Raw genomic sequence first — 19,122 nt, 5'->3', positions numbered from 1 at the left:
CTAACGGTTCCCGTCATCAGGGTCCGTAGAGGACTTTCACCTCCAAGTCAACGATTGACCACCACGATCAATCATCTGGTGCTTACGCACCACGCGCCATGCCTGGCGCACCAAACAAAAAAGCCCCCGGAGTACCGGGGGCTTTAAACCGTTTCCTGTCGGAACAATCAGAAAATAGCAGACTTAGCCATTTCCATAATCCCCTCTGGGAGAATACCAAGATAAAGGACGCCGATAATCGCCAGCACGATCGAAACAACGGCGCCAACATTCATGGCTACCCAACCGAAATCCTCACTAGACTCCTTGAAGTACATGTAGACCATGACCCTAAGATAGTAGTAAAGAGAAACAGCAGAGTTGAGCATGGCAATAACAGCCAGCCAGATGTAACCGGCCTTAATGGCCCCAGAGAAAATATAGAATTTACCGACGAAACCGGCCATCGGCGGCACGCCCATGAGGGAGAAGAGGAAAATGGACATCGCAACCGCCAAAAGAGGCTTCTTGTAACCAAATCCTGCAAAACCTTCGAGGGTAAGATTCTCCTCGCCTTTCTTCCCAGCCAAAACCAGAACGGCGAAAGCACCAAGATTCATGAAGGTGTAGGCGAGCATATAGAAAAGAATACCGGACATTCCGATTTCATTGGCGGCAACGATACCAACCAAAGCATATCCGGCATGAGCGATCGAAGAGTACGCCAGCATTCTCTTAAGATTGGTCTGATAGATCGCAACCACGTTCCCGATGGTCATAGTCAGAACCGCGAGAATCCAAAGCAGCGAGGTCCACTCATCCTGAAGACCACCAAGACCCAGAGTCAGTATCCGCATGAAAGCAGCAAAGGCGGCAGCCTTCGGACCCGCACTCATGAAGGCAGTGATCGGAGTCGGGGCCCCCTGATAAACATCGGGGGTCCACATATGGAAAGGGGCAACGGCAATCTTGAAAAGGAATCCGGTGCTGAGAAGAATCATACCGGCCACAGTCAGCGGATTGGTAAGTTCAGCGGGATTCGCACTGAGGTAGATCCCAATATCAGCAACATTGGTGGTTCCGGTCACGCCATAGATCAGAGCGATCCCATAGAGAAGGAAACCGGTCGAAAATGCACCAAGCAGGAAATATTTAAGACCTGCCTCGTTGGAATCGACATGATCACGAAGAAAACCCGCAAGCACGTAAAGAGAAACCGAAAGAACCTCAAGACCAAGGAAAATGGTCATCAAGTCGGTTCCTGAAGCCATCCACATGGCACCAGCAGTCGTAAAGAGGATCAGAGGATAAAATTCGCCGACATTAAACTCTTCCCGCTTGAGAAAACCATCGGACATGAGAATGGAAAGTCCGGCAGCAATCAAAAAAATGAAGTTGAAGAAGGTGGCGAAATTATCAAGTGCCACATGCCCGGCAAAGCCAAAGCGGGGGTCGTTCCAAGCCCCAAGACAGAAGAAAGCGGTAAGCACCAGGGACCCTAGGCTCAACCAAGAGACGAGAGAAGATTTCCCACGCGGGATAAAGACGTTGACCAGCAGAAGGGCCATGGCACAGCAGCTTAGCACCAGCGATGGCATGATAGCCGCAAAGTTGACATTCTGCATGGCGGTTTGCACCAGATTTTCCATGGACATGCTCCTCCGGAAGCGGTTTGATCTTTATTCGAAAACCTTGATTATTTCATTTCCAGATGGCCGGGATTGACGGTCTCGACCATGACCACCTGCTGCTTGACTTTCACTTGCTGAATCAAATTATCGACAGCGGGATTCATCTTCTCGAAGAAGGTATTCGGATAGAGACCGATCCAGAAGACAAAGAGCAGTAAGGGCAGCATCAAGGCGACTTCACGGGCGGAGAGATCCTTCAGCTTCTGATTGGCAGGATTAGACAACTCGCCAAACATAACCCGCTGGAACATCCACAACATGTAAACCGCCGCAAGGATAACACCGGTAGTCGCAAACACGCCGAACCAGCGCAGTTCACTTTCATAGGCTCCCATCAGAATAAGAAACTCGCCGACAAAGCCGTTGGTACCAGGCAGACCGACGGAAGAAAGGGTAATAATCATGAAAATCGTCGCGAAGACCGGCATTTGCTTAGCCAGACCCCCGAATTCGTTAATGGCGCGCGTATGACGACGCTCATAAATAAATCCGACAATAAGGAAGAGCGCGCCCGTAGAAACGCCGTGGTTGATCATCTGAATAATACCACCCGACCAACCCTGGCTATTCATGGCAAAGATGCCGAGCATGACAAATCCAAGGTGAGAAACGGAAGAATAGGCCACAAGTTTCTTAACATCATCCTGCATCATCGCCACCAGGGCACCGTAAATGATGCCGATGACGGCCAGCAGAGACAGAAAGGGAATGAACTGCTGAGTCGCCTCAGGGAAAAGCGGGATCGCGAAGCGAAGATAGCCATAGGTACCCATCTTCAACATAATCGCAGCCAGAATTACCGAACCTGCGGTAGGTGCTTCGGTATGAGCATCCGGCAACCAGGTGTGAACCGGGAACATGGGAACTTTAATAGCGAAGCTGAAAGCAAAAGCCAAAAACAACCAAGTCTGAGCCTCAGGCGTTATACTCAGCTTATAAAAATCGATAACACTGAAGCCAGAGACCTCAACCCCAGACTGAATGGCTTGATAGTAGACGTAGATAATGGCCACCAGCATCAAAAGTGAACCAAGGGCGGTGAAAATGAAGAACTTAACGGCTGCGTAAATACGGTTTTTTCCCCCCCAGATACCGATCATGAAATACATGGGGATCAGCATCAGTTCCCAGAAGACGTAGAACAAGAACAGGTCAAGGGAGATGAAAGCGCCTATCATAGCGGTTTCAAGAAGCAACGTGAGTGCCATGAAACCTTTGACATTCTTATCCACGGCATGCCAGGTGGAGAGAACGGCAATCGGCATGATAAACGTCGTTAAAAGTACCAGCCAAAGACTGATACCGTCAACTCCGACATTGTAGTTCATCTGGAAATAGTCACCAATGCTGATCCACTTAGCAAACTCAGTATAATGCATGGCGGCGGAAGTCTTGAAAACATCATCAAAAGCCAGAGGAAGGCTGATGAAAAACGTAACAAGGGTGACAAGCAGTGTGAAGCCTTTGAGCAGATTTCCATTGTCCTTGGGGAGCGCCAGAACGACGAGCATGCCCAGGATTGGAAAGAATGTCAACAGGCTAAGAAGATGTTCAGTCATGAGATTTCGCTCCTTGTTTCAACAATCACAGATTGGCCAGCGTTCTTACCTGAAGACGTAGAATGCGAGAATGACAACCACGCCCAGCGCCATGCTCATGGCATAATTATGGGCAAAGCCAGTCTGGGTGTAACGCAACGCATTGGAAAACAAATTGATCAGTTTACCTACGCCGTTGACGATCCCATCAACCACGCGGACATCAAAACCTTTCCAGCAGAAAGTACCGAATTTTTTAGTGGGATTGACGACGAGAGCATCATAAATTTCATCGACATACCACTTGTTAAACACTGCGCGCCACAGACCCGTGAAGGAAGCAACAAACCGACCGGGCAAAGCAGGATTCTTGATGTACATCACGTAGGCCAGGAAGATTCCGCAAAGAGCGATACCGACAGAAATTCCCATCAAACCGAACTCTGCGGGAGCGGTTCCATGAGCAGAGATATGATACAGCTCCTGCGTCGGCGCGAAGACTGGAGCGAGAAAATCAGCGAAGTAGTTGGGGATATGAACCATGTGGCCCATTACATGGGGAATGCCGACATAACCACCGATGAGAGCCAGGAAACCAAGGATCATCAGAGGCAAAGTGATGACCAGAGGCGACTCATGGACATGATCCTTGGCCTTCGCATTAGTCCGCTGCTCGCCAAAGAAGGTCATGAAGACCAAACGGAACATGTAAAAAGCAGTCATACCGGCGGCTCCGGCACCGAGTACCCAAAGAGCCACATGACCCCTGGTCGAAGCAAAAGCCCACCAAAGGATTTCGTCCTTGGAGAAAAAGCCCGAGAAACCAGGGATACCAGCAATGGCTATGGTCGATATCAGGAAGGTAAGGAAAGTAATGGGCATTTTTTTGCGCAGACCGCCCATGTTTCGCATGTCCTGAGCGTCGTCATGAAGATGCGCATGATGATAGGCATGATGCATCGCATGAATGACCGAACCGGAACCAAGGAAGAGGCAGGCCTTGAAGAAGGCATGGGTCATGAGATGGAAGATACCAGCGGTAAAGGCACCGACACCCATAGCCAAGAACATGTAGCCAAGCTGAGATACCGTCGAGTAGGCAAGAACCCGCTTGATGTCGTTCTGAGCAAGGCCGATGGTGGCCGAGAAAAAAGCCGTGACGCCGCCGACGACCGCGACAACCATCATGGTATCGGGTGCGAGTGCAAAAAGCGTATTCATCCGACCGATCATATATACACCGGCCGTAACCATGGTAGCAGCATGGATCAGTGCGGAGACCGGGGTCGGTCCTTCCATCGCGTCCGGCAACCAGGTGTAAAGAGGGATCTGTGCAGACTTTCCGGTACAACCAAGGAAGAAGCACAGCGTGACCAGAGTGACAACAGTGCTCCCCATACCAAGGAGATGTGCGTTCTTACCAATTTCCAGAAAGTTCGTAGTCCAAATGCCGTGGCTACCCAATGACCAGTATAGTACGAACAAACCGATCAAGAACCCAAAGTCACCAATACGATTGACAACGAAAGCCTTTTTAGCGGCGTCGCTGGCGCTCTTCTTGTGGTAGTAGTAACCAATCAACAGATAGGAACAGAGACCGACACCTTCCCAGCCGATGAACATCACCACGGCATTGCTGCCAGTGACCAACATGAGCATCGCGAAGGCAAAGAGATTCAAATAAGAGAAATACCGGAAGTATCCTTCCTCGCCATGCATATAACCGATGGAGTAAAGGTGAATCAGTGAACCGACACCGGAAACAACAAGCAGCATCACCGCAGTAAGCGGGTCGATCATAAAACCCCAGTCAACCTGAAGATTACCAACGGTTATCCAGGAGGCGACGACAATTTCATGCGTCTTGACCGTGTCTCCAAGCAACTGGAAAAAATACTTGCAGGAGAGAACGAAGGAGGAGACCATGGCTAGAGTACCAATGCCGCCAATGATCTTCTCGTTCTTGATCTTATTGCCCAAGAGGCCGTTGATCAAGCACCCCAGCAAGGGGAAAAATGGGATCAGCCATAGTTTGTCGTACATCTAAGTCTCCTCTAAGCAGATTGAGCCTCTACACGGAAGCTGCGGATTTTTACCATTTCAGCAGATTGAAGTCTTCCACGTCGATCGACTCCTTATGCTTAAAGAAGGCGATCATGAGAGCCAGACCTACGGCGGCCTCGGCAGCGGCCACGGTCATAACGAAGAAGACGAAAACCTGCCCATCCATGTTGCCAAGAAAATGGGAGAGGGCAATGAACGACAGGTTGACGCCGTTGAGCATCAGTTCGATGCACATGAAGACGACGATGGCGTTTCTTCGGGTTAGAACCCCGATAGTTCCCAGCGAAAAGAGAATTGCGCTGACAACAAGATAATGATGCACGGTTACGGTAAACATGACTTATCTCCTGTCTAAAGTATGACTAGACTTTTCTTTTAGTCAGCACTACAGCGCCAACGATCGCCACCAGCAAAAGAATCGAGGCAATCTCAAAAGGCAGCAGGAAGTTGGTGAACATTGCTTGGCCAATCAACTCAGTATGACCGACCTGGGCAACCACTTCTTTTGTAATCTCACCCTGAACCGTGGTAGTTTCGCCTCCCTTAAGAAAGGTCAGCGACAGCAACATCATCAAGGCACCAACCACCGAACCCCAAGCGATACAGTGCGACGTGCGCGCCTGCACCGCCGTGCCGAGATTCAGCAACATAATGACAAAGATGATTAGAACGATGATCGCTCCTGCATATACCATGATCTGGATGGCGGCCATGAACGGCGCATGCAACATAACGTAGAAAATAGCCAGACAGAAGAACGTCATCACCAGCGAAATAGCACTGTTGATCGGGCTCTTGCACGTGATGACCAAGATTCCGGATAAGACCGCGACCAGGGCGACCAGATAGAAAAATAGAAGTTCCATGGTTTCAACGCTCCTATTCGGTTACTTGAGAAGTCTCTCTTTGGTGAAGGCAAAGTCTTCACGCTTATAATTGGCCAGCTCGTAAGCCCCTGTCATCTCGATTGCTTCTACCGGGCAGGCCTCCACACAGTAGCCACAAAAGATACAACGAAGCAGATCGATCTGGTACACCTTCGGATACTTCTCGCCTTTCTCGTTCTCTGCCGCCTCGACCGTGATACATTTTGCCGGGCATACTGTCGGACAGAGATAGCAAGCAACACATTTCTCCCGATCCTGGGTCGGCACCAACCGATGAAGACCCCGGAACCGATCGGATACTTTCAATCTGACCGTGGGATATTGCACCGTAGTAATCTTGCTCGGTGCCAAATGCTTGGCAGTGATGATCAGACCTTGAATTAATGCTTTAAACATGGGTCCATCCTCTTGTTATGGTGATGTAATTACTGCAACAGAACTACGACCAGGCCGGTCACCACGATATTGGCCAACGCCAGCGGCAGGAAGACCTTCCAGCCCATAAACATCAGCTGATCGTATCTTACACGGGGGTAAGTGGCACGAATCCACATGAAGAACATCACAAAACCCACCACCTTGATCAGGATATTGATGAAACCGGGAAAGGGACCCGACCAACCACCCAGGAAAAGGGTAGCGATGAGAGCCGAAATCACGATCATGTTGGCATATTCAGCCATGAAAAACAGAGCGTATTTCATGGAAGAGTATTCCGTACAGAAGCCGGAAACCAACTCACTCTCCGCTTCGGGCAGGTCGAAGGGGGTACGGTTGATCTCGGCAAGGCTGGTCACCACGAAGAGGACGAAGGCCAAGGGCTGAGTAAAGACATACCAGTTAGGCAGGAAACTGAAGACGCCCCAGAGCGGCTCCATCTGCAATTCAACAATCTTCCTCAGGCTGAGGGTTTCGGAAAGCATGAAGACCGAAATGATCGACAAGGCCGCCGCCAGCTCGTAAGAAATCATTTGCGCTGAGGAACGAATGCCACCAAGAAGCGAATATTTACAGTTTGACGCCCAGCCGGCAAGAACAATACCGTAGATCCCCAACCCGGCCATGGCTAAGACATAAAGAATGCCAATGTTCAGATCAGTGATCTGCTGGGGCACGATGTAGTTATTGATCACCAGATCCGGCCCGAAAGGGACAACCGCCATGGTGATAAATGCCGGAATACAGATCATCATAGGCGCCAGCATGAAGGGAACCTTGCTGGCCTGTGCCGGAATGATGTCTTCCTTGAAGAAGAGCTTCAAGCCGTCGGCGATGGGCTGCAGCAAGCCATGCCACCCGGTCCGCATGGGACCCAGACGCGTCTGCATGTGGCCAATCAGCTTACGCTCCAGCCACGTAGCATAGGCGACCATAAGAATGACGATTACAAAGACAACGAGAATCTTTACAACCATCGTTCCGAGAAAAAGGGGCCAATTGTTCGAGAGGCTCAACAGTTCAGGCGTCATGACAATCCTCTTCCTTGACTGATTTAGGACAACTTACGCGGAACAAAACAAACGGTTAAAAACCCGGCTTATGTGGTGTGTTCATTTCCCGCAGATGAGATTTCAAATATTGGGCATCTCTATTTTGCGGATTGATTCGCAGTGCGTTTTCTAATTCCTTACCGGCGGCATCCAGCAGATCCATCTGCACATAACACTCAGCCAACCTGACGTAAGTATCGACGTCCTTCGGGTTTCGCTTGAGGACTTCCTTGAAGGCAGCCGTAGCTGAAGAAAAGTCCCCCAGTTTTCGATACGCTTCACCAAGCATAAAGTGCCCTGGTGCAAAATTCTCTTTGGTTGCAACTGAACTCTGAAATTCAGCAATGGATTCCTCGATCTGTCCTTCCTTGAAAAGGGCCATGCCCAACTCAAAACGAGCAGCGGTATATGAAGGACTGATCTCCAGAACTTTCTCGAACCTCTCAATTGCCCCTTGGTTGTTTCCTTGTTGGGAAAGGACAACGCCCGACATATAAAGGGCTCGGGTATAAACCGGGGTAATCTCGATTGAAGCCTCCAAAGCCTCTTGGGCCTTTTCTAGATCAGAAGCCCGCAGATACGATAGACCGAGACGGTAATGCGTTTCCGCACTTTTCGGATTGATCTCCAACGCCCGCCGATAACTGTCTATACTTGCAACAAGATTTCCCAGTCCGTAAAGGGCCATCCCTAACTTGTAATAAACCCGAAATGGCTCCTTATCGTTCTTCAGGGCCTCCTTGAACGATGCTACCGCTTGATCAAGTTCACCAAGGTCATAATGTGCCATCCCTTTGTAATAGTACGCTTTGGCGAATCCGGGATCTTCTTTTATAATTTCATCCCACAGGAGCAAAGCCTGATCAAGCAACCCGCGATGATAGTGTTCCAAAGCCTTCTGATGCAGTAACCCTAAATCCTTGATAAGGCTAGCGCCACATTGATCACAGAACCGAGATCTTTCTGTTACCGGCGATTGGCACTTCGGGCACTCCATGGAGGCTCCTGGTCAACAAATTACTTGCTTAGCTCAACGGGGATAACCGATTCACCGCGGTAAATACGATTGAGTCCAGCCCCGACAAAGTGATAGGGCACGAAGACCAAGCCCTTAGGCAGACGGTTAGCAACCTTGGCCTTCAGTTTCATCTCCCCATTAGCGGCCTTGACAACAACCATATCCCCTTCGGAAACCTTCAGGGCCTTCGCGTCTTCCCGCCCGAGTTCAACATAGGGCTCAGAAACGACGGCCAAGGGGCCGGATGCATGGGTCGACAAAGTCCCACTATGATACAAGGCACTACCCGTAACCATGCGATAGTTACCTTTAACCGCCTTGGCACCTTCAACGGCGACAAGATTCTTCTTAGCCACCGCCAGAGTTTCGCCGCCCCATACGGTCCCCTGTGGCCCGATAGTGTTGAAGTCGATGCCCTGATAGCCGGGGATGCTCGCAGTTATAGCGGCGAAAATCGCTCCCGGTCCGGTATAAGTAACCTGCGCGCCGAGTTTGGCCAGAAGCTTCTCAAGAATAACCAAGTCGGTCTTCGCCTCACCGGGACTGCTAACCCCTCGACGAACTCGTTGAATCCGCCGTTCGGCATTGGTGAAAGTACCATCCTTTTCAGCAAAGCTCGCCGCTGGGAAGACGACGTCGGCCTTAGCTGCCGTCGGCGAAAGGAAAAGATCCTGCACTACAACAAACTCTGCCTTGTCAAGAGCGCTTTCGACCTTGGAGCGATCAGGGTACGAGGAAACCGGATCTTCGCCAAGGATGTAGAGGGCGGAGAGTTTACCGGCCGCCGCAGCCTCCAGCATGGCTTGCGCCCCCATAGCTCCCTTGGTGGGCAGGATGCCTTGATCGATCGCGCCCTGGCTGTTGGCCTTTTCACCACAAAGGTAAAGGCCAGAACCTTCGCGTCCGGCATTTCCGGTAAGAATCGCCAGATTGGCTGCTGCCACCGCGAGCTCTTTGCTCTGAGCCGTATAGGGCAAGCCATAGGCCAGAAGAATGGCGCTTTTCTTAGCTGCGGCAAGAGCGCGTGCCGTCTCGCGAATGGCATCGGCAGAAACCCCTGTTTCACCAGCCACCTTATCCACACCGTACTTGCTCAAGGCCTTCTTCAAGTTGTCAAGGCCCGTAACGCCCTCAGTAACGGCGAGGTTCTCCTCGATAAGAACGGATGCCATGGCGTTAAGAACATTAACTTCCATTCCCGCTTCACCCAAAAGGGTCTTGGATTCTGGAAGCTTGGAAAATTTTCCATACTTGTCGGCAACAACAAAGAGCTTCGCGTGGTTGCGACGAATGGCCTGATTAACAACCATGCCGACAACCGGATGGGTTTCATAGAAATCGTTACGAATGGCAAGGATAACTTCGCATTCCTCAATCTGCGGGAAGGTTGCGGTCGAGGCGGAAACTCCGAGGGATTCAACGAGACCTTCAGTCATGCCCTTGTAGCATTCGCCACCGGAATGATCGAGATTCCCGGTCCCCAAAGTCTTGGCCAAATTCTTCACCAAGAAGAATTCTTCGTTGGTAAGACGGCCACCAGAAAGAATACCGACCCCTTTTCCCTGTTGTGCTTTTTTAAAGCCTACGGCAGCAGCAGACAAGGCCTCATCCCACTCAACCTCAATCAACTCACCGTTTTTACGGAGCAAAGGCTTCTTCAGACGGTCTTCGCTGTTGATGTAAGAATAACCAAACCGCCCGCGAATGCAGAGATTACCATCATTGACACCGGTCTTATCATTGAAGCGGATCGTTTCGACCTTGTTGTTCAGTACCCCGAGGGTCACCGTACAACCGTTTCCGCAGTAGCCACAGACCGTATCGACTTCCGTCAACTGCCAGGGGCGGGCCTTGAATTTGAACGGGCGGGGGAGAAGGGCCCCAACCGGACACATGGAAACACACTGTCCGCAGAACTCACAATTCAAACCGCGGTCGTAAGCGGTAGCGATCTTGGTTTCGAAACCACGGTTAATGAAGGAGTAAGAACCGTATCCCACCACTTCATCACACACCCGCACACATTTTCCACACAAAATACAGCGGTTCATATTCCGTTCAATGAGCGGGTTAACCTCGTCCTTGGGCAGATCGAATTTCTCCCCTTCGAAACGGTTGGTGGTCACCTCGTATTCGTAGACCAGATCTTGCAGATCACATTCGCCACCTTTGTCACAAACAGGACAATCAAGAACATGGTTGACCAGCAGGAACTCCAGCACGGTCTTACGAACCTTGCGAATCTCGGGAGACATGGTGGTGACAACCATCCCTTCGGTGACGGGAGTGGTACACGAGGGGATAAGGCGACCCTTCATCTGCTCAACTTCAACCAGGCAGATACGACAGGCGCCGTAAGGAAAGAGCTTCTTGGCGTAGCAAAGTACCGGAATCTTGATGCCCGCCTGTTGAGCGGCCTGAAGGATCGTAGCCTTCTTGCTAACCGTAACTTGTTTGCCGTCAATCGTAAGATTTACCATCTTAACCTCGTATCAATCAAATCAGTTAGGGAGTCGGCTATTCGATCGCCATAAACGGGCAGGCATCGTAACAGGAAGTACACTTGGTACATTTGACAAGATCGATTTTGGCCACCTGTCCCTTTTCCCACTCAATGGCATTAACCGGACAGACCTTCGCGCAAGCGCCGCACTTCTTGCACTTTTCATCAATCACCCGGAAATGGAGCAAGGCCTTACAGCTATGGGAAGGACACTCCTTGTCCCTGATATGGGCCTCGTACTCATGCCGGAAATAGCGGATGGTAGAGAGTACCGGGTTCGGCGCGGTCTGACCGAGGCCGCAGAGAGAGCTCTTCTTAATATCGTAGGCCATATCTTCGAGCAGCTCGATATCACCTTCCCGCCCATTGCCTTCAGTGATACGCTGAAGAATCTCGAGCATAATTTTCAGACCGATCCGGCAGGGAATACACTTACCACAGGATTCAACACGGGTGAAATTCAGGAAGAAGCGAGCAATATCGACCATGCAGGTGGTTTCGTCCATAACAACCAGACCACCGGAACCCATCATGGCGCCTGCCTTGATCAGTGAGTCATAATCGACCTCGGCATTGAGAGCCGCCTCGGGGAGGCAACCGCCGGAAGGGCCACCAGCCTGAACCGCCTTGAACTTGCGGTTTTTCAGTATACCTCCGCAGACGTCATAAATGACCTCTTTCATGGTGGTTCCAGCAGGAACTTCAACCAAACCAGTATGCTTGACCTTTCCGGTCAGAGCAAAAATCTTGGTACCTTTCGTGCCTTCGGTACCGATGGAGGCATACCACTCGGGACCGTTATAGAAAATGTAGGAGACGTTGGCAAAAGTTTCGACGTTGTTGATGTTGGTCGGATAGCCCCAGAGGCCACGAACGGCAGGGAAGGGCGGACGAGGACGACTCATGCCGCGCTGGCCCTCGATGGAAGCCATCAGCGCCGTTTCCTCGCCACAGACAAAAGCGCCGGCGCCGGCCTTGATCCGCATGTCCAATTGAAAACCGAGACCCATGCAGTTCTTGCCGAGAATCCCTTTCTCGTAACAGGTATCGATTGCTTTCTGCAGACGCTTGATGGCCAAGGGATATTCGGCACGACAGTATACATAGGCGAACTTGCAGCCGATGGCGTAAGCCCCGATCATCATGCCTTCAATGAGACCGTAGGGATCGCCTTCAAGAACCGAGCGGTCCATAAACGCACCTGGGTCACCTTCGTCGGCATTGCAGATCAGATACTTGGTATCACCGGGAGAACCGGCGCAGAAACTCCACTTGACACCAGTAGGGAAACCTCCACCCCCTCGTCCCCTCAGACCGGAACGCTTGACGGCATCAATGACTTCAGCGGGTTTCATCTTCACCGCCTTCTTGATACCGTTAAAACCGTTATGCGCAAGAAAATCATCCAGACTTTCAGCATCTATGGTTCCGCACCGGGAGAAAACGATACGCTTCTGCTTCTCAAGAAACTTAGAGTAATAAGGTCCGGCGACCTTCTTTTCCACCGGCTGATTGCCAATAATATGCTGCTCAACAATCTGCGGCACCAACTCAGGAGTTGTAAAATCGTAAGTAACCGGCTCCTGGCCAGGAATAACCACATCGACCAGTACGTCGTTCGCACACAATCCGCGGCAGCCGGTGCCAATCACTTCGCAACGCTTACCGACCTTGGCTTCGACCCCCTGCTTGGCGAATTCCGCCGTAAAGGCATCGAGCACCGCCTGCGCGCCGGAGGCCAATCCCCCCGTTCCCGTACAGATTAGAACTTTTATCGCTTCTGCTTTCGCGGCCATATCTGATCCATCCCCGCTCGGTAAATAGTTTTAGTCCTGGGGCGCCTAGTCCATCGCCTTGTACTTAGCGATGACCTCATCCATCTTCTGCACCGTCATACTGCCATAAGTCGCGTCATTGACCATGATAACCGGAGCCATACCACAGGCACCGATACAGGCGACATATTCGGCGGTAAACTTAAGGTCTTCGGTGGTTTCGGCATGGCCGATCTTGAGACGATCGGTCAGGGTATCAGCGATTCTGCTCGCGCCCTTGACGTGGCAGGCCGTACCCATGCACACCCGGATGATGTATTTTCCGCGCGGTTCCAGATGGAACTGTGCGTAAAACGTAAGAACCCCGTAGATTTGGCTTGGGTAAACATTGAGCCGTTCTGCGATCAGATGAACCGTGGGCTCGGGAATATAGCCGTAGAATTCCTGGACGCCTTGGAGCACCGGCATCAGCGCACCCTTCATGTCGATATATTTATCGATGACCTGATTGGCGCCGGTCAGATCGATTTCCTCTTCTTTGACCTTCTGCGCAACTTTGCTCATGGAAATAGCCCTTTCGTCTCTCGATCCGTTACCTGTCGATTTCCCCAAGGACGATATCCAGGGTACCGATAACCGCAACCACGTCAGCGATAAGCCGCCCCTCGACCATCTGCGGAAGCGCCTGCAGGTTGACGAAAGAAGCCGGACGGATTTTCATGCGGTAAGGGCGGGGAGAGCCATCGGAGACAAGATAGAAACCGACTTCACCCTTAGGATTCTCCACCCCCTGATAGATTTCGCCGACCTCCGGCTTAGGTCCCTCAGTGATGATCTTGAAGTGATGGATCAAACCTTCAATGGTATTGACGACATTCTTTTTCGGCGGCAGGCAGATCTTCGGGCAATCGGCCAGGATAGGACCCGGCTTGAGCTTATCCAGGCACTGGCGGATAATCTTGCAGGCTTCGCGCATTTCGAGGAGACGAACTTTGTAACGAGCCCAGGTATCGCACCCATCATCTACATGGACCTTGAAGTTGTAGTCTTCGTAGCCGCTGTAAGGGTTATCACGCCGCAGATCCCAATCAACCCCGGAACTCCGGAGAGCAGGACCGGTCAATCCGATATCGATAGCGGCTTCGCCGGAAATCTCACCAACCCCCATAACCCGCTTCTGCCAGATCTTGTTACCTGTCAGCAAGCCCTCATAGGTATCGATATGTCCGGGCATGGCATCAATGAAATCACGGACATCTTTCTCAAATCCATCCGGAAGATCGGCAGAGAGGCCGCCAACCCGGAAGTAGTTGGAAGTCATCCGCGCGCCGGAAAGCTTCTCATACATATTCATGATGTGCTCACGCTCGCGGAAAGCATAGATGAACACGGTCATGGCGCCGATATCGAGAGCGTGACAGGCAATCCAGACCAGATGGCTTTTGATACGAGTAATTTCCGCCATCATGACCCGGACAACCTTGGCCCGCTCGGGAATCTTATCAGTAATCCCAAAAAGCTTCTCGACCGCCAGGACATAACCCAGGTTATTATGCATAGGCGCCAAGTAGTCTAAGCGGTCAGTTAAGGGAATTATCTGATGATAGGTACGGTTTTCGGAGAGCTTCTCCGTCCCACGGTGAAGAAAACCGATATGGGGAGTAGCCTTGGTGACGGTTTCGCCGTCCAGTTCAAGGACAAGCTGAAGCACCCCGTGGGTCGAAGGATGCTGGGGCCCCATATTCACGGTCATTGTTTCGGTAAATGACATAACCTTAGCCTCTTCTATGGAAAAGTGATCTTCGAATTCCTGGCCTACTTGTAACGTCCCTTGTAAGGCTCACGTCCCGGCCCTTGCAGCGGATAGTCCTTGCGCAGAGGATGTCCCACCCAGTCATCCGCCATGAGAATGCGACGAAGATCGGGATGGTTGTTGAATGAAATCCCCATCAGGTCCCAGCACTCACGCTCATGCCAGTTGGCGGTACCCCAAACCCCGGATACCGTATCCACACGGGCATCGGCCTCCTCAACGGGAACCTTCAACCGCAGACGATCCTTGGTGGTGATATTGTAGATGTTATAAACCACCATGAAGCGGGGAGACTTGCCCAGGTAATCAACGCCACAAAGGTCACAAAGGAAGTTGTAACCAAGATCCTTCTTCATGAAGGAGCAGATCGCGACTATGTCTTCTTTCTTGACGATCATCGTCGTCTCACCACGAAACTCAACGACATCCAGAACGGAGTCAGGGAATTTTCCCTTCAGCTTAGCTACAGCAGCATGTTCGCTCATCGCTTATATCCCTATTTGCAATCGATTCGAAAGTAGATTCCCGATCAAGCCTGGCAAATCCGCTCGCCAATGCCGATGGTCGCGCCGAAGGAGTTGCGCTCCTTCATGATCTTCTCCTGAAGCTTGAGAATGCCATAGAGAAGGCCTTCGGGACGGGGAGGACAGCCGGGGATATAAACATCAACCGGCAATGCCTCATCGATCCCCTGAACCACGCTGTAGGTGTCGAAGATGCCCCCGGAACAGGCACAGGCGCCCATCGCGATGACATATTTCGGCTCGGGCATCTGCTCATAGACCGTCTTGATGACCGGCAACATCTTCTTGGTGACCGTGCCGGCGATCACGATGCAGTCTGACTGGCGGGGAGACGCGCGGAAGATGACCCCGAAACGGTCAAGGTCAAAGCGCGCCGCGCCCGTCGCCATCATCTCAATAGCGCAACAGGCCAGACCGAAGGTCAAGGGCCACAGCGATCTGGACCGGGACCAATTGACGAGCTTGTCAAGACTGGTGGTGACGACATTATTTCCCAGTGTTTTATCTACTCCCATTCCAGTGCTCCTTTTTTCCAGACGTAAATATAGCCAACGAGAAGAATGACGATGAACACGCCCATCTCGATGAATCCAAACCACCCGAGCTGCTTAAACACCACCGCCCAAGGATAGAGAAAAACCGCCTCGATATCGAACAAGATAAAGAGCATGGCGATAATGTAGAATTTAACCGGGAAACGCTGCCTCGCCGTCCCCACCAAGGGCATGCCACACTCGTAAGGAGCCAGCTTAACCGCAGTCGGCTTCTTTTGCCCCACGAGGAACGAAAAGATCGTGGACCCCAAGGCCAGGGCAATGGCGAAGAGGATGAGGACGAGTATCGGTAGATAAACCTCAAGCATGAATAAGCTCCTCCTAGTTGATGGTCTGTGACGTGTTATCGCTACGGTTTACGCTGCTTCGCGGACTGCAAGTTAAGACAAATTAAATTCTTTGTCAAGGAAAAAATACAGTATACAGTATGCACTATGAAGGCCTGAAAACCGGTTTAAAAAGGGCGTTTACAGGCTATTTCCCCTCTCCCGATCGGGCTGTTTCAACCCTCCTGGAACACAAGCGGTACCCCTTCCGCAGGTGATGTATACAAGATCTTGGGCAACCATTTATTGCAGTACTACGGTAGCCGTTTCCACCCTAGTCCTGTGCAAGTTCATTTCTTCAGCCTCTACCAGTAACGGTTCCAAAGGAGAAGAGATGTCGTCTCCCAGCGGCCGAAGTCCAGAATGCGTAATGTCTCACAGGACAGACTATGCTGCCGATTCAGGCGATAGTTCTGATCAAAAGCGAAGAGCCAGGATTCCCCCCGACCTCCCAACGGATAATCGAGCAGCCGAATGCGCCCATGGACTCGCCACGGACCCCACTCCAGAAGAGCCCCGATGCTCCCTCCTCCTCCCAAACCATAACCTTTTTCCATACTGTTCCCCACGCTCAATTCACTTTCCAGCAGCGCATAGCCGGAGAGTTTGCTAATTTGAGCAGAAAACCCCGCCCCGGGGTTAAAGTAGGCCGTCAACCGTCGTCCGGCGCCAGTACTTCCCGACCGTTGCATTCCTAGGCAGACCTGCCAGGAAATCGGCGTTTCCCAACGACTGACCGGGGTCAGTGAGCACAGATCGATCAGGTCCAAACGCTCCACCCTGAGCCGCTCCCGCTCCGGAAAATAGCGCAGAGAGATTTGCCCAAGAACAATTTGCGCTCCGGACAAGTACCCGGACTGGTCATCGAGCAAGTCATGATATACTGGGCGGTAGCGCAATTCCTCCCCCCAACTCCCGGCAAAGTACCCCACCCCGAGGGATAACCGCGAGGTTCCGTGGCCATGATCGGGTCGGGTTGGCGGCTCGCATTCCTTATCGTCCAAGCCACCTCGCCCCAGACGACTCCGGGCGGTGAGCAAAGCCAACACCCGCGTGCGGTAGGTCTGAAGATCGAGGCGGCGTGCGAGAAAATCCTGCTCCGTCGCCCCAAAGGCGACTTCGAGAATCCGTCTGCGCGTGTCGGCATCGGTCACGTACAGAGGAAGATCGGCCACGTCGAGCACACCTTTCGCCAGATCTCGGGCGACGGCAATCTCACCGGATGTTAAACCGGCCATTTCTTGGCGCAGCACAGTCGCCGGAGAGGGCCTGAACCTGGCTCCCCGGATCAATCCGGCCTGATCAAGGCGGCGAATAGTATCGACCGGCAGAACCCAGAGCGGTTTGGAAGCGGTCAGGTTCAGGGAGGGGCGTGCGGCCTCAAGCAGATAGAGCAGGTTGTAGGAACAGTTCTCGTCGAAGAAAAAATAATCGGAGTAGATGTCCCGCAATTCCCACAGGTGCAGGAACATTCTCCTGGTCTCCGCGACCGTCAGGGCCAGCGGATACTCCCAGATATCCCGACGTTCAAGTCCACTATATTCCTTGAGTTTTTCGTAGTAGGGCAGAACCGAGAAATAGCCCCGGTAGAGGCCGGTCAGTCCCTTGACGGCATAAGCAAAACCGTTGCTTTCGTCCGTGAACGCCGAATAGTTGGCGGCATGGGCCAGAAGCTTGCTTTCCCGAGGGCCGGAGAAGTTCAACAGGGTATGGCCGAACATGGAAGCAGGGCTGTTCGGGTAACTTCCGGGAAAAACCAGGGTTGCACTGCGGGGATCGACACGGTCAAGAACCAAGGCCAGATCGGGACAGACCGCCGCCGTCACCGGATCGGCAGCCACTTCCAACTTCTCCGCCAGCCACTGGTAGCGAGCCGGGAACCGGCAGCGCGCCGCATTCCGCGTCTCACTCTCGGGCCCGAAAAGGGCGAGGATCGTAGCTTCGAGTTCGGCGGCGGGGTCTTCTTTCCCTGAGGGAGAGAAAAAAAAGTCGGGGTCGTCGACCGGGCTCCGCCGTCCCCGCCAGTCCTGGCGATAATGGAGCAGAACCTGCCAGTAACGATCCTCATGAAAGCGTTCTTCCCGTGCCTGACGAAGCCATTGCGACAGCGGCGGGGTCTCGGCCCAGGCTCCGCCAACCGGCACGACCAGCAGAAACGAAACGAGGCACAAAGTCCACCAGGGAACTTTGTGCCTCGCCCGCACTTTTCCGATTTCGGAAAGCAAGAGAAGAAACTAGCCACCGATGATGCGAATACGCTCCAGAACCAGTCCAGGATCTTCCGTTCCGGTGATGAAAATGTCGCCGAAGGCGGCCTGCAGCTTACCGGCGAAAAGCGTTCTTTCTTCGGCGGGAACGGTCATCAGTTCCGCTAGGGTATCGAGATGCTCACCCTCGCCGTAGGCCATATCCTGCGCCAGACCATCAATGTTATCGCGGATGTAGGCGAAAAGCTGGTCATCCGAACCGATGTTTGTCGGCTGTTCGCAGCCCAAGGTACCGGATGTGATTCCGAAAGTCTGATTTCCGAGAATCCCGTTGGTGCTCACCTGCATGGACTGGGAAAGAATCGAGCCATCCGCCCGATCCCCCCACAAAATCGTCCCGAGGCCGCACCCGCAATTCGTTTTAGCCTGACCAGCCCAGGCCGAAGCGGTCAGAAGAACCATGATAACGAGACTTACCGGTACAATTTTCGCTCTCATTTTTGCATTCTCCCTTTCTCGATTTTTGTCTCGAAATGGTGATTGTACGGAATGTAAGAACTGTTTCTATCCTGTGCCCGCGTGAAAAGTCAAGAATTGTATACACCGGGCCAGAGCCGCTTGGCAGCATCGGGTAGGAGGCGGGGTTGCCCCCGCCGTCCTCCCACACCACCGTGCGTACGGTTCCGTACACGGCGGTTCACGTGACGTTCTGAAAGCGACGGTGGTGGTCAATTAAGGAGACCAACCCCGCTT

17 protein-coding genes are annotated in these 19,122 nt (G+C 52.2%); all 17 read right to left on the bottom strand.

What is annotated here, in order from left to right; all coding sequences use genetic code 11:
- Nucleotides 1-167: 167 nt before the first annotated feature.
- A complete protein-coding gene (locus RBR25_RS15875; protein WP_432820530.1) occupies nucleotides 168-1,628 on the bottom strand; it encodes an NADH-quinone oxidoreductase subunit N in 1,461 nt (486 codons plus the stop codon).
- 47 nt (nucleotides 1,629-1,675) lie between these two features.
- Nucleotides 1,676-3,229 (bottom strand): NADH-quinone oxidoreductase subunit M, encoded by a 1,554-nt coding sequence (locus tag RBR25_RS15870; RefSeq protein ID WP_432820529.1) that lies wholly within the window; start codon nucleotides 3,227-3,229, stop codon nucleotides 1,676-1,678.
- Between the two features lie 45 nt (nucleotides 3,230-3,274).
- Nucleotides 3,275-5,251 (bottom strand): NADH-quinone oxidoreductase subunit L, encoded by a 1,977-nt coding sequence (gene nuoL, locus RBR25_RS15865; RefSeq protein WP_432820528.1) that lies wholly within the window; start codon nucleotides 5,249-5,251, stop codon nucleotides 3,275-3,277.
- A 49-nt stretch (nucleotides 5,252-5,300) separates the two neighbouring features.
- On the bottom strand, nucleotides 5,301-5,609 hold the full coding sequence (gene nuoK, locus RBR25_RS15860; protein ID WP_092057761.1) for an NADH-quinone oxidoreductase subunit NuoK: 309 nt from the start codon (nucleotides 5,607-5,609) through the stop codon (nucleotides 5,301-5,303).
- 25 nt (nucleotides 5,610-5,634) lie between these two features.
- Complete coding sequence (locus tag RBR25_RS15855; RefSeq protein WP_432820527.1) at nucleotides 5,635-6,138, bottom strand: NADH-quinone oxidoreductase subunit J family protein; 504 nt, start codon at nucleotides 6,136-6,138, stop codon at nucleotides 5,635-5,637.
- Between the two features lie 21 nt (nucleotides 6,139-6,159).
- On the bottom strand, nucleotides 6,160-6,555 hold the full coding sequence (locus RBR25_RS15850) for a NuoI/complex I 23 kDa subunit family protein (protein WP_432820526.1): 396 nt from the start codon (nucleotides 6,553-6,555) through the stop codon (nucleotides 6,160-6,162).
- Between the two features lie 29 nt (nucleotides 6,556-6,584).
- Nucleotides 6,585-7,628 (bottom strand): NADH-quinone oxidoreductase subunit NuoH, encoded by a 1,044-nt coding sequence (gene nuoH / locus RBR25_RS15845; protein WP_432820525.1) that lies wholly within the window; start codon nucleotides 7,626-7,628, stop codon nucleotides 6,585-6,587.
- 55 nt (nucleotides 7,629-7,683) lie between these two features.
- The gene (locus RBR25_RS15840) at nucleotides 7,684-8,646 is read right to left on the bottom strand and encodes a tetratricopeptide repeat protein (protein WP_432820524.1); all 963 of its coding nucleotides are present in this window, start codon (nucleotides 8,644-8,646) and stop codon (nucleotides 7,684-7,686) included.
- 20 nt (nucleotides 8,647-8,666) lie between these two features.
- Nucleotides 8,667-11,147: an NADH-quinone oxidoreductase subunit NuoG gene (nuoG, locus tag RBR25_RS15835; protein WP_432820523.1), complete on the bottom strand. Its 2,481-nt coding sequence runs from the start codon at nucleotides 11,145-11,147 to the stop codon at nucleotides 8,667-8,669.
- Between the two features lie 37 nt (nucleotides 11,148-11,184).
- The gene (gene nuoF, locus RBR25_RS15830; RefSeq protein WP_432820522.1) at nucleotides 11,185-12,966 is read right to left on the bottom strand and encodes an NADH-quinone oxidoreductase subunit NuoF; all 1,782 of its coding nucleotides are present in this window, start codon (nucleotides 12,964-12,966) and stop codon (nucleotides 11,185-11,187) included.
- A gap of 45 nt (nucleotides 12,967-13,011) precedes the next feature.
- Entirely contained in the window at nucleotides 13,012-13,509 is a 498-nt protein-coding gene (gene nuoE / locus RBR25_RS15825; protein ID WP_432820521.1) for an NADH-quinone oxidoreductase subunit NuoE, read from the bottom strand.
- A gap of 28 nt (nucleotides 13,510-13,537) precedes the next feature.
- Nucleotides 13,538-14,716 (bottom strand): NADH dehydrogenase (quinone) subunit D, encoded by a 1,179-nt coding sequence (nuoD, locus tag RBR25_RS15820; RefSeq protein ID WP_432820520.1) that lies wholly within the window; start codon nucleotides 14,714-14,716, stop codon nucleotides 13,538-13,540.
- Between the two features lie 44 nt (nucleotides 14,717-14,760).
- Nucleotides 14,761-15,243, bottom strand: a complete 483-nt coding sequence (locus tag RBR25_RS15815; protein WP_432820519.1) for an NADH-quinone oxidoreductase subunit C — start codon at nucleotides 15,241-15,243, stop codon at nucleotides 14,761-14,763.
- Between the two features lie 44 nt (nucleotides 15,244-15,287).
- Nucleotides 15,288-15,797, bottom strand: a complete 510-nt coding sequence (locus RBR25_RS15810; protein WP_432820518.1) for an NADH-quinone oxidoreductase subunit B — start codon at nucleotides 15,795-15,797, stop codon at nucleotides 15,288-15,290.
- Nucleotides 15,788-16,144: an NADH-quinone oxidoreductase subunit A gene (locus RBR25_RS15805; protein ID WP_432820517.1), complete on the bottom strand. Its 357-nt coding sequence runs from the start codon at nucleotides 16,142-16,144 to the stop codon at nucleotides 15,788-15,790. Before RBR25_RS15805 ends, RBR25_RS15810 begins: the two co-directional genes overlap by 10 nt.
- A 323-nt stretch (nucleotides 16,145-16,467) precedes the next feature.
- The gene (locus tag RBR25_RS15800) at nucleotides 16,468-18,366 is read right to left on the bottom strand and encodes an Lnb N-terminal periplasmic domain-containing protein (RefSeq protein WP_432820516.1); all 1,899 of its coding nucleotides are present in this window, start codon (nucleotides 18,364-18,366) and stop codon (nucleotides 16,468-16,470) included.
- 30 nt (nucleotides 18,367-18,396) lie between these two features.
- Nucleotides 18,397-18,867, bottom strand: a complete 471-nt coding sequence (locus RBR25_RS15795) for a DUF3015 family protein (protein ID WP_432820515.1) — start codon at nucleotides 18,865-18,867, stop codon at nucleotides 18,397-18,399.
- Between the last annotated feature and the right edge of the window lie 255 nt (nucleotides 18,868-19,122).

Source organism: Trichloromonas sp. (assembly GCF_034006665.1).
Lineage (GTDB): Bacteria > Desulfobacterota > Desulfuromonadia > Desulfuromonadales > Trichloromonadaceae > Trichloromonas.
Note: the sequence above shows the minus strand (reverse complement) of the source record. Positions and strands in the feature narration are given on the sequence as shown.

Bases quoted from the DNA above. Each gene is read 5' to 3' on its own strand.
- RBR25_RS15875 (WP_432820530.1), bottom strand. From the start codon at position 1,628: ATGGAAAATCTGGTGCAAACCGCCATGCAGAATGTCAACTTTGCGGCT.
- RBR25_RS15870 (WP_432820529.1), bottom strand. From the start codon at position 3,229: ATGACTGAACATCTTCTTAGCCTGTTGACATTCTTTCCAATCCTGGGC.
- nuoL (WP_432820528.1), bottom strand. From the start codon at position 5,251: ATGTACGACAAACTATGGCTGATCCCATTTTTCCCCTTGCTGGGGTGC.
- nuoK (WP_092057761.1), bottom strand. From the start codon at position 5,609: ATGTTTACCGTAACCGTGCATCATTATCTTGTTGTCAGCGCAATTCTC.
- RBR25_RS15855 (WP_432820527.1), bottom strand. From the start codon at position 6,138: ATGGAACTTCTATTTTTCTATCTGGTCGCCCTGGTCGCGGTCTTATCC.
- RBR25_RS15850 (WP_432820526.1), bottom strand. From the start codon at position 6,555: ATGTTTAAAGCATTAATTCAAGGTCTGATCATCACTGCCAAGCATTTG.
- nuoH (WP_432820525.1), bottom strand. From the start codon at position 7,628: ATGACGCCTGAACTGTTGAGCCTCTCGAACAATTGGCCCCTTTTTCTC.
- RBR25_RS15840 (WP_432820524.1), bottom strand. From the start codon at position 8,646: ATGGAGTGCCCGAAGTGCCAATCGCCGGTAACAGAAAGATCTCGGTTC.
- nuoG (WP_432820523.1), bottom strand. From the start codon at position 11,147: ATGGTAAATCTTACGATTGACGGCAAACAAGTTACGGTTAGCAAGAAG.
- nuoF (WP_432820522.1), bottom strand. From the start codon at position 12,966: ATGGCCGCGAAAGCAGAAGCGATAAAAGTTCTAATCTGTACGGGAACG.
- nuoE (WP_432820521.1), bottom strand. From the start codon at position 13,509: ATGAGCAAAGTTGCGCAGAAGGTCAAAGAAGAGGAAATCGATCTGACC.
- nuoD (WP_432820520.1), bottom strand. From the start codon at position 14,716: ATGTCATTTACCGAAACAATGACCGTGAATATGGGGCCCCAGCATCCT.
- RBR25_RS15815 (WP_432820519.1), bottom strand. From the start codon at position 15,243: ATGAGCGAACATGCTGCTGTAGCTAAGCTGAAGGGAAAATTCCCTGAC.
- RBR25_RS15810 (WP_432820518.1), bottom strand. From the start codon at position 15,797: ATGGGAGTAGATAAAACACTGGGAAATAATGTCGTCACCACCAGTCTT.
- RBR25_RS15805 (WP_432820517.1), bottom strand. From the start codon at position 16,144: ATGCTTGAGGTTTATCTACCGATACTCGTCCTCATCCTCTTCGCCATT.
- RBR25_RS15795 (WP_432820515.1), bottom strand. From the start codon at position 18,867: ATGAGAGCGAAAATTGTACCGGTAAGTCTCGTTATCATGGTTCTTCTG.